The organism is Pseudorhizobium xiangyangii (assembly GCF_020531965.1).
Classification (GTDB): Bacteria; Pseudomonadota; Alphaproteobacteria; order Rhizobiales; family Rhizobiaceae; genus Neorhizobium; species Neorhizobium xiangyangii.
Window position 1 is genome coordinate 89,886 of the sequence record NZ_JAJAWH010000011.1, and the last position, 13,557, is coordinate 103,442.

The following is a 13,557-nucleotide window of genomic DNA, read 5'->3' on the forward strand; positions in this document are numbered from 1 at the left end:
CGAGGGGCGCGCAGTATGCAGGGCATACGGTGTTTACTCGCTGCCGCTGAGGATGCCACGTTTCAACGGAGGTAGGACGCCGTCAATCCACGGCGTACGGTTAGGAAGATCATCAGGGTCTACGGTCTCGGGGCCCTTGTTGATCTCATCGAACCGAGTGCCACTGAACACCCCACCCTTCACAGGCGGCAGAATTTCATCCATCGCGGTCTTATTGATGGAGCCATCCTTCTGCGCTTGGGTCTGCTTTTCGATAATCTCCTGCTTCATCCTCTCCTGGCGCTCTTGGTCTAGTTGCCAAAGCGAGCGGAGGTTAACGTTAGCCCGCGCCGCGTTCTCGACCGGATATTGTCCCATCTGGTGGACAATGATCCACCCGTTCCCGTTGGTCGCTGGACGTATTGTTAGGTCGTCCTGGTCAAGACCTTCGACTTCCCCAAAGTCTTCCGCATATTTCGCAAGCGCGTAAGTAGCGAGCTTCCCGAAGTCGGGCGGCACGTCCTTACCAGCGGTGTAAACGAAATTCCCGCCTACAGCCGTATGGGTTTGGATGAACCGCTCCTTAGCTTCGTTCAGAGCATCCCCGGCCTCCATCCCGGTCTGTACGTAGAACTTGCCTAGGCGGCTCACCTCAGAGGCGATGTAACCCCGGTTGGACGGCGATTTAGTGTCCCTGTATAGAGTGTGCCATGCCGCGCCGTAGCGGATATCGTTAATGTGGGCATCGATCTCACCAAGCCGTGACTGGAGGCCCGAAGAATTGGCCCGCTCGGGGTCGGAGGTCTGCATCATCGCCATCTGCATGGCCTGCTTAGGCGCAAGCTTGAGATATTGCGTGGCTACCCTGTACGCCTCGTAGAAGTCGCGTGTAGCTCCTTCCTTGATGTGCGTATCGAGAAGCTTCGGGTTAGCCGAATGAAGCCTCATGTACACATCTACCCCATCTTCTAGCTGAGGCGGAACCTCCCCGCCCGAGAGCGTGAACTGGGTCGCGGCCACAGGCCCACCTCTGAGAGCCTCTTCCCACTTCGGGTTCGTCAAGTTGCCAACCGAGAAGGTTTCCACCTGCATCCCGAAGGCTTGCTCAGGGGTGGCTTTCTTATTCTCGACAAGCCATTCCGTCTGTTCGACAAGGCGCTTGGCCACTGCCTTCTTCTGGTCCTCGACGGAGAGCGTCTTAGTCTCGCCGGTCTTGGTAGGAATGACAGCTTCTTCGATGTAAGCGCCCATGCCCTTGGTAACCGCCTCGACGTTACGGGTGGTTACGTCCTCCTCGGCTTGAACAGCGGCCCTTTCCAGGACCATCTTTTGTTCGGCCTTGGCCAGCTCCTTCGCCTGGATTTCGTTGTAGGTGTCGTTCTGGTTGATCAGAGATAGAGCCTGGGCCTCCGTGAATGCGCCTGGGTTTCCCCTATGCCAAGCCATCAGCTCCTCACGGTCGAGTTGGCCCTGCCTAGCTTTGTCCCAAAAGTCCATGCGAACATCCCGAGTGGTTTCCTCGGTCTGCTCTTGGTTCTGCCTTTTGGCTGCGTTCTGGATACGAACGGCATCCGCCTGGAACTCCCGGTTGGAACCTAGGGTGCCCAGTGCGGTGCCATCAGCTCCCCGCCGCTCAGAGTTGAGGATGGCATCCACCATCTCCTGGTCACCCTTATCGGCGAACGCTTCGGCCAGCCGGACCATCTCCTTGTCCTGCTCCTTGTAGTCCACATGAAGCAGCGATCGGTTGCCCTCGTATTTCCCCCGGAGCGCCCCGACGATCTCCTGGGGGCTCTTGCCATCAGCACGGAGCGTAGTGGCCTCACCGTGGAAGGTGTCATAGACCCCACTGACGGTATCCTGCTTCACCTGCTCGGTCTTGTATTGGGCGTGAGCTGTTCCCGCACGGGCACCGAAACCATCCATGACCTTGTTATAGGCTCCGGTGAAGTGCGGGTCTTTCCCGTACTGCTCCAAGTCGCCAGCGGTGCGCTCACGGATGAGCCCATCGAGATCACCGTTGTCCTTGTCGAAGTTCGTCTCATACTCGCCGGACAGCTCATTCACCCGCTCATAGGCGAGGCGTTCGCCGTACTGCTTCATGAATGCAGCCTTGAACCAGGGATTGTCCATCTCGGTCATCTTGCCACTGTTCACGGCATCGCGGGCATCCTGGAAGCTCATCCCACCGATGCGGCGATTGGCTCGGTCCTCGGCATCCTTCTGCGCTTTGGCAGCGGACGTATCGAGAAAGTTGGTGAGCGATGGACTCACTTGGGCCAGAGCTTCGGCTAGCTGCTGGAGACCATTCGGCCCCGAGTTGGGGGCCTGAGGTCGGCTATAGGTATCCACCGGGCGAGCCTGGGGTTGCAAGGCTACATCCCTGATGGGGTTCCGAACCTGGACGCGGCCTCGGTTCGCTCCACCCACGGATGGGCGGTCATCTTGTCGGGTCAATCCCGGTAGTTTTGTCATGGTTGTTCCTGTGCACAGTAGCTAGAAATGGAAAGGGCCACCGCCAGCGTCCGGGAAGGACCGCCGAGGGTGACCCAAGGGAGGAGCTGCTCAGGACCGAAGCCGCTATGAGAAACTCTATGGTGAGGGGTAATTCGACGACCCGCCGATTTGCGAGAGGTCTAAGGTGGGTGGTAATCGATCAAGCTGTGGCGCTTAGGTGTTTAATGGCCTGCCACCTCGGTCTTCTTCTCGATCGATAGGACGCCTCGGATGGTCCCGAGGAAAAACTCTAGCTCCGTCTCGCTTTCCCGATTGGTGCCGTAACCAGCATGGGGAGTGCCCCACTCTACCCAGGCGCTAGCCGAGGTGAACGGCACCTTCACGAAAAGCCCAGGCATGTCACCGCCGATGTTCAGTGAAACGTGACGGGAGCAGGCATCGCGGAAATCCATGGCTATGGCCTGGGCTGCTTCGGTGATGCGGATGATGATGTTGCGCATGGTGTGTCCCTTGTTCGCGCTGCGCCTTCCCCTCAGGGAAGACGAGGAAGCGGAGCCTCCAACAGGGACCACGAGCGAGAATATGAGGAGGACCGTAGGAAACCATCGGTCACGCCTAGCCGCCCGTGATGCCTGCTGGGGGCTCCTTAGGCGGGCACTGCATCAGCTACACTGAGACGTTTATGGCGCGGGGTACGTAAATGGGGTACGCGCTGGGGTACGCACCGAAAAATGCAAACATCGTATGCGACTGATTTTAAAAGGGAATTCTCGTTAAGAGAAGAGTTGGTGGAGCTAAGCGGGATCGAACCGCTGACCTCTTGCATGCCATGCAAGCGCTCTCCCAGCTGAGCTATAGCCCCATCAGGGTGGTCCGGAATTCTGTCCGGTCTGGGAACCCCGAGGGTTTCGCCCGGAGTGGCGGCTTATTACTTCCGGTTTTTGGAGAGTGCAAGCCAAATTCGTATGCCCGGCGAATTTTATCGATCCGCCGGGCATTTGTGAGATGATTAGACTTCGTCGTCGTCGCCGGCTACGCCGATAATGCCGGACATATCGTCGTCATCATCGTCTTCGTCAGCTTCCAGGAAGGTATCGTCGTCGTCGCCGTCCAGCTCTACGTCGTCATCACCGATATCATCGGGAATGTCGTCGCCGCTGGCTGCGTCGTCGCCGTCATCGCTGGCCGTCAGTTCGACGTCAGGATTCTCGGCATCGACTTCCTGCACTTCCTCTTCTTCGGCCTGCTCCATCTTCATCTGGGCCGTATTCTCCTCGAAGAAGGAGAGAGGCCAGGATTTGCCGGAATAGGGGGAGACCACCGGGTCGCGGTTGAGGTCGTAGAATTTCTTGCCGGTATCCGGGTCGGTACGTTTGGTTCCGAGTTCCGCTTTTGCCACTGTGAAAGCCTCGTGAGAATGGCCGATCAGGGTCGGCTTGCCGCCGGAGCGGCTGTCAACGGGTGAAAAAACTAGCCGGTCCCCATAAGGCCTGCATTGTTTCCTGTCAAAGGTAAACTTGCAGGGCTGCCTCGTGCGGTAGCGAAATCGCTGGATGACCGGCTTTCCGCTTTATGCTAACGACGCCCGCACGTTCAATATCGAGGAATAGAAGGACTAGCCATGTCGCATGGTGTCGCGTTGAAGCCGGCCCGCTCGCAGCAATCCGAGAACCTTAGAGGCACCGTTCGCATTCCAGGCGACAAGTCGATTTCGCACCGGTCCTTCATGTTCGGTGGCCTGGCCTCGGGCGAGACCCGCATCACCGGGTTGCTCGAGGGCGAAGATGTCATCAATACCGGCAAGGCGATGCGCGCCATGGGCGCAAAGATCGACAAGGTCGGCAACGAGTGGATCATCCAGGGCACCGGCAATGGTGCGCTGCTTGCGCCGGAGGCACCGCTCGATTTCGGCAATGCCGGCACCGGATGCCGCCTGACCATGGGTCTGGTCGGCGTCTATGATTTCGACAGCACCTTCATCGGCGACGGGTCTCTGACGAAGCGTCCCATGGGCCGTGTCCTCAATCCGCTAAGGGAGATGGGCGTGCAGGTGAAATCCGCCGACGGCGACCGCCTGCCGGTCACGCTGCGCGGGCCTGCCATCCCCAATCCGATCACCTATCGCGTGCCGATGGCGTCTGCCCAGGTGAAATCGGCCGTGCTGCTCGCCGGTCTCAACACCCCCGGCATCACCACGGTGATCGAGCCGGTGATGACACGCGACCATACGGAAAAGATGTTGCAGGGCTTCGGGGCCAACCTGACCGTGGAAACGGACGCCGAGGGCGTCCGCACCATCCGGCTGGAAGGCCGTGGCAAGCTCACTGGTCAGGTGATCGATGTGCCGGGCGATCCGTCTTCGACCGCATTTCCGCTGGTCGCGGCGCTGCTGGTGCCCGGCTCGGACGTGACCATCGAAAACGTGCTGATGAACCCGACGCGCACCGGCCTCATCCTGACGCTGCAGGAAATGGGCGCCGACATCGAGATCCTCGACCCGCGGCTTGCTGGCGGCGAGGACGTTGCCGACCTGCGCGTGAAGTATTCGCAATTGAAGGGTGTGACCGTTCCGGCGGATCGGGCGCCGTCGATGATCGACGAGTATCCGGTACTGGCTGTTGCCGCCGCCGTTGCGGACGGCACGACGACCATGCTTGGCCTCGAGGAACTGCGGGTCAAGGAGTCCGATCGACTGTCCGCCGTTGCAGACGGACTGAAGCTCAATGGCGTCGACTGCGACGAAGGCGAAGACACTTTGGTGGTTCGCGGCCGTCCGGACGGCAAGGGCTATGGCGATGCGTCGGGCAAGGCTGTCGTCACGCATCTCGACCACCGCATCGCGATGAGCTTCCTCGTCATGGGCCTCGTTTCGGAGCATCCGGTAACGGTCGACGATGCGGGCATCATCGCCACCAGCTTCCCGGAATTCATGGACCTGATGACGGGGCTGGGCGCCCGGATCGAAGCAGTCGAGAGCAGGGCGGCCTGATGGGCCTCGTCATCGCCATCGATGGGCCTGCGGCGGCGGGAAAGGGCACGCTTTCGCGACAGATTGCTGAAACCTATGGCTTCCAGCATCTCGACACGGGCCTCACCTACCGGGCGACGGCCAAGGCATTGCTGGACGCGGGGCTATCGCTGGACGACGAGGCGGTGGCTGAGAGGATGGCGCTTGCTGTCGATCTCGGCGGGCTTGATCGCGCGGTTCTCGCCCGCCATGAGATCGGCGAGGCAGCATCGAAGATTGCCGTCATGCCAGCCGTTCGTCGGGCGCTGGTGGAGGCCCAGCGCATGTTTTCGCAGCGCGAGCCCGGCACGGTCCTCGATGGCCGGGACATTGGTACGGTTGTCTGCCCTCAGGCGCCCGTGAAGCTCTATGTGACGGCTTCGCCTCAGGTGCGGGCGAGGCGCCGCTATGACGAGATCATCGCTAAGGGTGGCGAGGCGGATTTCGACGCCATCTTTGCAGACGTCCGTAAGCGCGACGAGCGCGACATGGGCCGCGCCGACAGCCCGCTGAAGCCGGCGGACGATGCGCACTTGCTTGATACCTCGGAAATGAGTATAGAGGCCGCGTTTAGGGCGGCGAAGAACCTCATCGATGCTGCCTTGAAAAAGAACTGACGATCTGCCGGTTTCCGGCGCGTCAGTTCGGCTCGAAGGTCTTAAGTCCTTGCGCCGGATTGCCTCTTAGATGAGGCGGGCTTGGGCTTCGAGCGTGTTTAACACGAACCCACCGGCGCATGCGTGTCCGAAACGGACACCTCAGGAGATTTCATGGCAGTATCTAATCCCACGCGGGAGGACTTCGCAGCCCTCCTCGAAGAATCGTTCGCACAGACCGATCTGGCCGAAGGCTATGTAGCCAAGGGCATCGTCACCGCGATCGAGAAGGACGTCGCAGTCATCGACGTCGGCCTTAAGGTCGAAGGTCGCATTGCGCTGAAGGAATTCGGCGTCAAGGGCAAAGACGGCACCCTCAAGGTCGGCGACGAAGTCGAAGTCTATGTTGAGCGCATCGAGAATGCACTCGGCGAAGCAGTTCTGTCGCGCGAGAAGGCTCGCCGCGAAGAGAGCTGGGTCAAGCTCGAAGTCAAGTTCGAAGCCGGCGAGCGCGTCGAAGGCGTTATCTTCAACCAGGTCAAGGGTGGCTTCACCGTCGATCTGGATGGCGCTGTTGCCTTCCTTCCGCGTTCGCAGGTCGACATCCGTCCGATCCGCGACGTCACTCCGCTGATGCACAACCCGCAGCCCTTCGAAATCCTCAAGATGGACAAGCGTCGCGGCAACATCGTTGTTTCGCGCCGTACGGTTCTCGAAGAGTCCCGTGCCGAGCAGCGTTCTGAGATCGTTCAGAACCTCGAAGAAGGCCAGGTTGTTGACGGCGTCGTCAAGAACATCACCGATTACGGTGCGTTCGTTGACCTCGGCGGCATCGACGGCCTGCTGCACGTCACCGACATGGCTTGGCGTCGCGTCAACCATCCGTCGGAAATCCTGTCCATTGGCCAGTCGGTCAAGGTTCAGATCATCCGAATCAACCAGGAAACCCACCGCATCTCGCTCGGCATGAAGCAGCTCGAGTCGGATCCGTGGGATGGCATCTCGGCCAAGTACCCGATCGGCAAGAAGATCTCCGGTACGGTTACGAACATCACCGACTACGGTGCGTTCGTCGAGCTGGAGCCGGGCATTGAAGGCCTGATCCACATCTCCGAAATGTCCTGGACCAAGAAGAACGTACATCCCGGCAAGATCCTGTCCACGACGCAGGATGTTGACGTGGTCGTTCTCGAAGTCGATCCGTCCAAGCGCCGTATCTCGCTCGGTCTCAAGCAGACCCTCGAGAACCCATGGCAGGGATTTGCCTTCTCGCACCCGGCCGGCACTGAAGTCGAAGGCGAAGTCAAGAACAAGACCGAATTCGGCCTGTTCATCGGCCTCGAAGGCGACGTCGACGGCATGGTTCACCTCTCCGACCTCGACTGGAACCGTCCGGGCGAACAGGTCATCGAGGAGTACAACAAGGGCGACATCGTCAAGGCTGTCGTTCTCGATGTAGACGTCGAGAAGGAGCGTATTTCGCTCGGCATCAAGCAGCTCGGCAAGGATGCAGTCGGCGACGCTGCTGCTTCCGGCGAACTGCGCAAGAACGCTGTCGTTTCGTGCGAAGTCATCGCCGTCAACGACGGTGGCCTCGAAGTGAAGCTGGTTGCCCACGAGGACATCACTTCCTTCATCCGCCGCAACGACCTGGCACGCGATCGCGACGATCAGCGTCCGGAGCGTTTCTCGGTTGGCCAGGTGTTTGACGCTCGCGTCACCAACTTCTCCAAGAAGGACCGCAAGGTCATGCTGTCGATCAAGGCTCTCGAGATCGCAGAAGAGAAGGAAGCAGTCGCTCAGTTCGGTTCGTCCGATTCTGGCGCATCGCTCGGCGACATCCTCGGCGCAGCTCTGAAGAACCGCAGCAACGGCGAGTAATCGACGTCACTGCAGATAATGGAAGGCCGCCGGATTGCTCCGGCGGCCTTTTTCGTTTGGTGAGTGGGGTTAGTTGAGGTCTGCCATTCGCCAGTAGAGGTCCTGCGCGTGATCGGCAGGGTCCTCGCCGGCTGTCGCCTCCGGCGGTTGCTCGTTTGCCTCACCGTCTTCGCCTGCATCTTCTTCGCTGCCGTCCCTGGCATCCTGCCCGGAGGAATGGCCTTCGCCGTCCTCGTCGACAGGCGATAGACGCTCGACATCGCGCTCCTCTTCTTCAGGAGGAACCGGAACAGAAGGATAGGTGACAAAAGGCTGCATCAGGCCTTCGCGCGCGACCATGGATACCATCGGCAGGAACAATGCCTGCTCGATCAGCGCACTCGCACCTGTTGCCCTGGACGAACCGTCGTTCAGAGATGCCGGTCCGGGTGCGGGTATTTCCACGGGCGGCCTGGATAGCAGATCAGACTGGATGATCCGGGGATCCTGGTTATGTGAAGACAGTGTCTCGACGCCGGGAATGGTATCGACCGCGAGAAAAGCCTTGCCCTGTTGTGATATGGAAGCTGCTGTTGATGAACTGCGAACACCGAGGGGTGAGGAGGCTCCGGGCATGACCGCCGGCTCTGACCCCTTTGCAAGCCTTTCCGCAAGATAACGGACTGCCTGAGCAGGCAGGTTCTTCACGTCTTCCTGAAGGCGCTGTGCGACGCGCGCAAGGGCTGGTGCATCATAGGCCACTAAACTGCCTCTTGGACCCTCTGGTGCGCGTGCGGCCGCTTCCGCACCATGACTGCGGCCGGCAAGGATATCGCGAGCCGTGGCGGCCCGTTGAGTGTCGGCTGCTCGCAAGGAAGGAAGATCCGGAGCGTTGCCGGTGTGCGAAGCACTGGCGCCCGGCGCAGACAGTCCGCCCATCTGTTCGGCTCGAGTTCGTCCGTTACTGGAGACTTCCGGCCTCAAGGATGAAGTCTTTGCACCATCCGGCGCCTGTTCCTGTTCCTGCTGCTGCTGCGGTTCTTCGGTCATCTCGGCACCGAAATGCGCCATGCCGGCCTGTTTTACCTGGCCGGAGTTGAGAGGAGAGCCCGTTCCCCCGGCCTGAACGGCTGCACCGGTGCCCGATACAAGTGGCTGGCGCCCGTTTGCATTGGTTTGTGCCTGCGCGTCAATCGCTCCGGGCGCAGGGACCGAAGCAGGCAGCCGACCCGGAGCAATCGCGTTTACGGACAAGTCGGCCGCGGCGTTCTGCCGATAAGAGCTCACGACGGCGCGCGCCGCAGGATCCCGATCGAGGAACCGACCACTCTCCATGTAGGCGTTGAGGCGTGCCGCCTCGGGGCCCAGCGGGTTGTTGAGGATCTCCGCAAGCATGCGGAGCGTGATACCGCGTACCAGCTGCGCAATACTCTGCTCAAGGACCGCACGCTGTGCTGCGCTCAGCGATTTGAGCGCTTCGGCAAGCCGATGCGCGTAGTCTACCAAGCCCTCGCCTTCGCGCCGGCTGATCTTGAGGTAGCTGCCGACTGCTTCAGCAAAGACGGAGAGGCCCTGGGCCAGGTGCATCTGGCCCGAAAGGGAGAGGAGGTCGATCCGGCCTCCGCTGAGAAGATTTGCCGGCAACGGTACCGAGGCCCTGCTATTCGCGGCGGCAGATACGAGCGTCGCCTGGAGAGGCTGTCGGGGGACGCTCTGGTAATCGACTGAGGCGCTCAAGGCAGCGCCAAGGGGCGGCAGCATGATCTGCTCCATGTGTCGGGATGTCAGGACAGTTCGGCTACAGCGGTGCAGTCTTTTCGCAGCGGTCCGGCGCTGCGGCCGCGGCGCGCTCATGGCGCCAACAATGCCGATCGATTGTATAGAATTGACGCAGAATCGTTAATGATCCGCTAACGATGGCGTCCGCAACGGGCCGACGCTGCGAGGCGCGGCACCTCGATTAGACGCTGATTGCGAAGTGTGGGCTCTCGTTAGGCGGCGAGCTTTTTCTTCAAAAGCTCGTAGAGGCCGATCTCGTCGATCGAGATAGGCAGGATACCCTGCTGCGTTTTCGTCAGCTCCTCGGCCGCCGCGTCCTCGATCGCCTCGGCGTTTACATCGTTGATCTCGGTGTCGTCGGTCGCTGCAACCGTGTCATCCTTGGCAGCGTCATTCGTCCCGGGCATCAGCACGACGTCATCGCTTTCCGATCCTGCGTCGCGCGTCTGTTCGACAGCCGCACCAAGGACAAGGATCATGTCCGCCTCGGTAGCGCCAGAAGCCGGCGCAGTTTCACCGGGAGTAACCGGCTGGGTGGCCTTGCCGTTTTGCTCTTCCACGGCGTCCTGCATTTCCTGGACGTCTTCCAGCTTTTCGGAGGCCTCCAGCGCCTTGATATCTTCCTTGCGCTCAGCGCGCGTCTCGGGGTCCTCGACGCGCGTCGGGTTATGCCCCTGCGGACCAAGCTTCAGTTCTTCGAGCGTTTTGGGGTCAGCCACGTCCTCGAGACGTTGCAAGGCGCGAGCAACGTCCTCTGCCGACCTGCCGCCGTTGTCCGCCTTCGACAGACCGTCCAGCAGGCGGGCATTGTCATCGCCATAGGGGTTCTTGATCGCCGCGATCACGGTGTCGAGCGAGACGCCGGCCGCCTTCAGGCCAAGCTCATCTTCCAGTTCTGAAATCTGCGTCGAGTCTAGCTGCTTGACGGCCTCTTCGATCGCTCGCCCGAGTGCGAAGTTTGAGCGCTCTTCCGACAGATCGATGCCGAGCTTCGCGGCCAGCCGTTCGGTCAGCTGTATCTTGAGTTCGTTTGGATTGACGCTGTGGATGCCGAACAGGGCCTCGGCAATCTTTTCCTTGGCGCGCTTGGCGTCGACGCTGGCACTGATGTGCGCCTCGACAACCGGATCCCTCTTCTCTCCGGTCGCCTTTTCCTCGGACTGCCGGCGCTGCTCTTCGATGCGGTCGAGCATCGACTGCATGACGTTGGTTGCAGCCAGCCCAAATGTCGCTTGCGTGGGAAGAATCATCTGCCAGTCCCGCCAGTTATTCTGCGGGAAGGCTAGGCTGCAGCGGTTAAGGATCGATAAACCTAGAGTAGCAGCAAATAACCTGACAGAATCTCAGCTATGGGCGAAGATGTCTGTCTCTTCCCATCCGAGCAGGTCGAGCTTGGCTCGCGTCGGCAGGAACTCGAAGCATGCGGTTGCCAGCTCCATGCGCCCGTCCCTGTTGAGGCGACCGGTCAGCTTGCCGGCGAGCGCATGAAGGTGCAGCACGTCGGACGCGGCATATTCCAGCTGCGCCGGGGAGAGCATCTCCGCTGCCCAGTCCGTCTGCTGCTGCGCCTTCGACACATCGATGTCGAGCATTTCCTTGAGATTGTCCTTGAGCCCGTGACGGTCGGTGTAGGTGCGGGTCAGGCGCGAAGCGATCTTCGTGCAGAAAACCGGACGGGTGGTCACGCCGAAGGCATGGAACAGAACTGCAATGTCGAAGCGACCGTAGTGGAAGATCTTCTGCCGTGCCGGATCGGCAAGAAGTGCGACGAGGTTGGGCGCCTCCTTCTGGCCGGCGGCGATGCGGATCACATCCGCTGTCCCGTCGCCGGGCGAGAGCTGCACGACGCAAAGGCGGTCGCGCCGGGGTATGAGGCCGAGCGTCTCGGTGTCGATTGCGATGGCGCCGGTGTAGCGCGCGGCGTCTGCCGCGGAAATGTCACCCTCGTGATACCGAATGCTGCTCATCGTCTGTCCTCTGGTTTGTCGCGGAGGGAATGCCACAGAGCCTGCTCCGCAGCAAGCGCCGGAAGGTGCACCCTCGAAAGCGCATTATTTGGGCGAGCGTTGCGTCGTGCGCATTGCTGCAATGCGGCAAAGCTCTTGGCAATGCATGCGACGCAGACTATATCTCTTGCATCGAAACGACGCACTCCTCCTCCCAGCGTTGTTCGATGAGATCGGCAATCTCCTCCTCCTCCCATTGCCGATCAAGTTTAAAGCCCGACGCACCTCCTCCCGCGTCGGGCTTTTTCATTTTCAGTACTCTCTCACAAGACGCCAGTGATGAACGCAGGGCCGCAATGAGCGCGATGCCGAATGCAGTCCGTTGCGCGGAGGTTCGAGATAATAGCTGAGAGCGATTTGCCAAAGAAAAAGCACCCGCCGGAAAACTGCGGGTGCTTTGCTCGTTTGATGGGCCGCGTGCTCAGGGCTGCCTGCGGAACAGAGTGGACAACTGGTCAGCGGGTGCAGGTAATTGGCTGCGTTAATTGCCTTGTTGCACCTGCCGGCGGCGCCGGAATAGGAGACGAGCGCTGCACCGCGGAAATGAGGTAGTCGTCAGTCTGCGAACTTCCGGAAGAGCGGGATAGCGAGACACCGGTTATGTTGCCGCTGTTGTCGAAGGTGAAGCGTATGGCTGCAGTGCCTTCGCCACCGGGGCAGCGACGCGCGTTGCGCACGATCCGTGATCGTACCTTTGACATCCAGCCCGCCGGCGAAACGGACGGTGCGGCTGATCCTTCAGAAGTCCGGCTAGCAGCGGTGCGGTTAGCCTGCTTGGTCTGTAGCTTTGCCTCCCGAGCTTCCCTAGATGCCTGTGGCTGCTGCTTGGCTCGCTTCGGCGGCTCCTTCTTTGGGGGAGGCGGCGGTGACGGGCGCGTCACGGGCAGCGGAACTTCGACGTTCTCGAGTGCAGCCAGCATCTCCTGTTCAAGCGGATCGACCTCCTCCACAGGCTCTGGCGGCGGTTCCGGCAGGGGTTCCGCAATCTCGGGCTCGGGTGGCTGGAAAGGTTCAGGCTCGGGCTCCACCGGTTCGACCACCTCTTCCGGTGGCGGCTCTTCCACCGGCTCTGGCGGAGGCTCAGGTGTGGGCTCAGGCGGCGTCTCCACCGGCTCAAGCTGCTTGCTGGCCACTTCTTCCGCGTCGAGCTGGTCCTCTGCGACCTGATCCTCCTCGGTATTGGCCGCTTCCGGCTCGGCGGCCAGTTCGATCATGATGGCGGCTGGCGGCCCCATGTCAGCAGCCGGCTCCGGGTCCTGGCGCAGAAGTGCAGCCGCGGCACCCAGATGTGCAGTCAGCATGATCACGCCGGCCGTCGACCAGAGCGCCAGTTCGCCGATCCGGCCCTTCCGGCTCGAATGGGACGTCGGGTCGCTCATGGAGCGGTGCTCCCCAGAGGAGAGGCAGGAGCAGGGGCGGCGCCTGCGACCGGCTGTGCTGCGGCGGGTGCCGGTCCCGGCAGGCTTTCGAGGCCGACGAGCGCGATCTTCAGGTAGCCGGCATCGCGCAGCATGTTCATAACTTCCATGAACTGCCCGTATTCGATCGCCTTGTCGGCGCGCAGGAAGATGCGGGCGTCCTTGTTGCCTTCGGTCACCCGCTCGAGCGCCGCCGTCAGATGCTCCGTCTGAATAGTCTCGTTGCCGAGGCTCAGGCCGAGATCCTCCTTGACGGTCAGGTAGAGGGGCTCCTCGGGCCGTTCGGAAGGCTGCGCCGTAGAGGCTGGAAGATCGACATTCACGTCTACCGTTGCAAGCGGAGCTGCCACCATGAAGATGATGAGCAGCACCAGCATGACGTCGATGAACGGGGTGACGTTGATCTCGTGGTTTTCCGAAAGCTCGTCGCCGTGGTCACGGATGCCGCCTGCCAT

At 60.9% G+C, this 13,557-nt stretch carries 12 protein-coding genes and 1 tRNA gene; 3 read left to right on the plus strand and 10 right to left on the minus strand.

The window, feature by feature from the left end:
- Positions 1–33: 33 nt before the first annotated feature.
- From LH464_RS11940 to LH464_RS11955, 4 genes are all read right to left on the minus strand, one after another.
- Entirely contained in the window at positions 34–2,121 is a 2,088-nt protein-coding gene (locus tag LH464_RS11940) for a hypothetical protein (RefSeq protein ID WP_226786605.1), read from the minus strand.
- A gap of 536 nt (positions 2,122–2,657) precedes the next feature.
- Positions 2,658–2,936, minus strand: coding sequence for a hypothetical protein (locus tag LH464_RS11945; RefSeq protein ID WP_226786606.1), 279 nt, complete (start codon positions 2,934–2,936; stop codon positions 2,658–2,660).
- A gap of 286 nt (positions 2,937–3,222) precedes the next feature.
- Positions 3,223–3,298: transfer RNA gene (locus tag LH464_RS11950), tRNA-Ala, on the minus strand.
- A gap of 147 nt (positions 3,299–3,445) precedes the next feature.
- Entirely contained in the window at positions 3,446–3,835 is a 390-nt protein-coding gene (locus LH464_RS11955) for a TIGR02300 family protein (RefSeq protein ID WP_226786607.1), read from the minus strand.
- 222 nt (positions 3,836–4,057) lie between these two features.
- Between LH464_RS11955 and aroA the strand changes: the two genes are divergently transcribed.
- The 3 genes from aroA (at position 4,058) to rpsA (ending at position 7,920) form a co-directional block, all read left to right on the plus strand.
- Positions 4,058–5,425, plus strand: a complete 1,368-nt coding sequence (gene aroA, locus LH464_RS11960) for a 3-phosphoshikimate 1-carboxyvinyltransferase (RefSeq protein WP_226786608.1) — start codon at positions 4,058–4,060, stop codon at positions 5,423–5,425.
- Positions 5,425–6,060: a (d)CMP kinase gene (gene cmk / locus LH464_RS11965; protein ID WP_226786609.1), complete on the plus strand. Its 636-nt coding sequence runs from the start codon at positions 5,425–5,427 to the stop codon at positions 6,058–6,060. The genes aroA and cmk overlap by 1 nt, the downstream gene beginning before the upstream one ends.
- A 153-nt stretch (positions 6,061–6,213) precedes the next feature.
- Entirely contained in the window at positions 6,214–7,920 is a 1,707-nt protein-coding gene (gene rpsA / locus LH464_RS11970) for a 30S ribosomal protein S1 (protein WP_226786610.1), read from the plus strand.
- 69 nt (positions 7,921–7,989) lie between these two features.
- Here rpsA and LH464_RS11975 read toward each other — a convergent pair whose 3' ends face one another.
- From LH464_RS11975 to exbD, 6 genes are all read right to left on the minus strand, one after another.
- Positions 7,990–9,660, minus strand: coding sequence for a hypothetical protein (locus tag LH464_RS11975; protein WP_226786611.1), 1,671 nt, complete (start codon positions 9,658–9,660; stop codon positions 7,990–7,992).
- Between the two features lie 230 nt (positions 9,661–9,890).
- Positions 9,891–10,928: a hypothetical protein gene (locus LH464_RS11980; RefSeq protein WP_226786612.1), complete on the minus strand. Its 1,038-nt coding sequence runs from the start codon at positions 10,926–10,928 to the stop codon at positions 9,891–9,893.
- 93 nt (positions 10,929–11,021) lie between these two features.
- A complete protein-coding gene (locus LH464_RS11985) occupies positions 11,022–11,645 on the minus strand; it encodes a ribonuclease D (protein WP_226786613.1) in 624 nt (207 codons plus the stop codon).
- Between the two features lie 157 nt (positions 11,646–11,802).
- Positions 11,803–11,934: a hypothetical protein gene (locus tag LH464_RS24535; RefSeq protein ID WP_255648348.1), complete on the minus strand. Its 132-nt coding sequence runs from the start codon at positions 11,932–11,934 to the stop codon at positions 11,803–11,805.
- A 205-nt stretch (positions 11,935–12,139) separates the two neighbouring features.
- Positions 12,140–13,063: an energy transducer TonB family protein gene (locus LH464_RS11990; protein WP_226786614.1), complete on the minus strand. Its 924-nt coding sequence runs from the start codon at positions 13,061–13,063 to the stop codon at positions 12,140–12,142.
- Positions 13,060–13,557: a TonB system transport protein ExbD gene (gene exbD / locus LH464_RS11995; protein WP_226786615.1), complete on the minus strand. Its 498-nt coding sequence runs from the start codon at positions 13,555–13,557 to the stop codon at positions 13,060–13,062. The genes LH464_RS11990 and exbD overlap by 4 nt, the downstream gene beginning before the upstream one ends.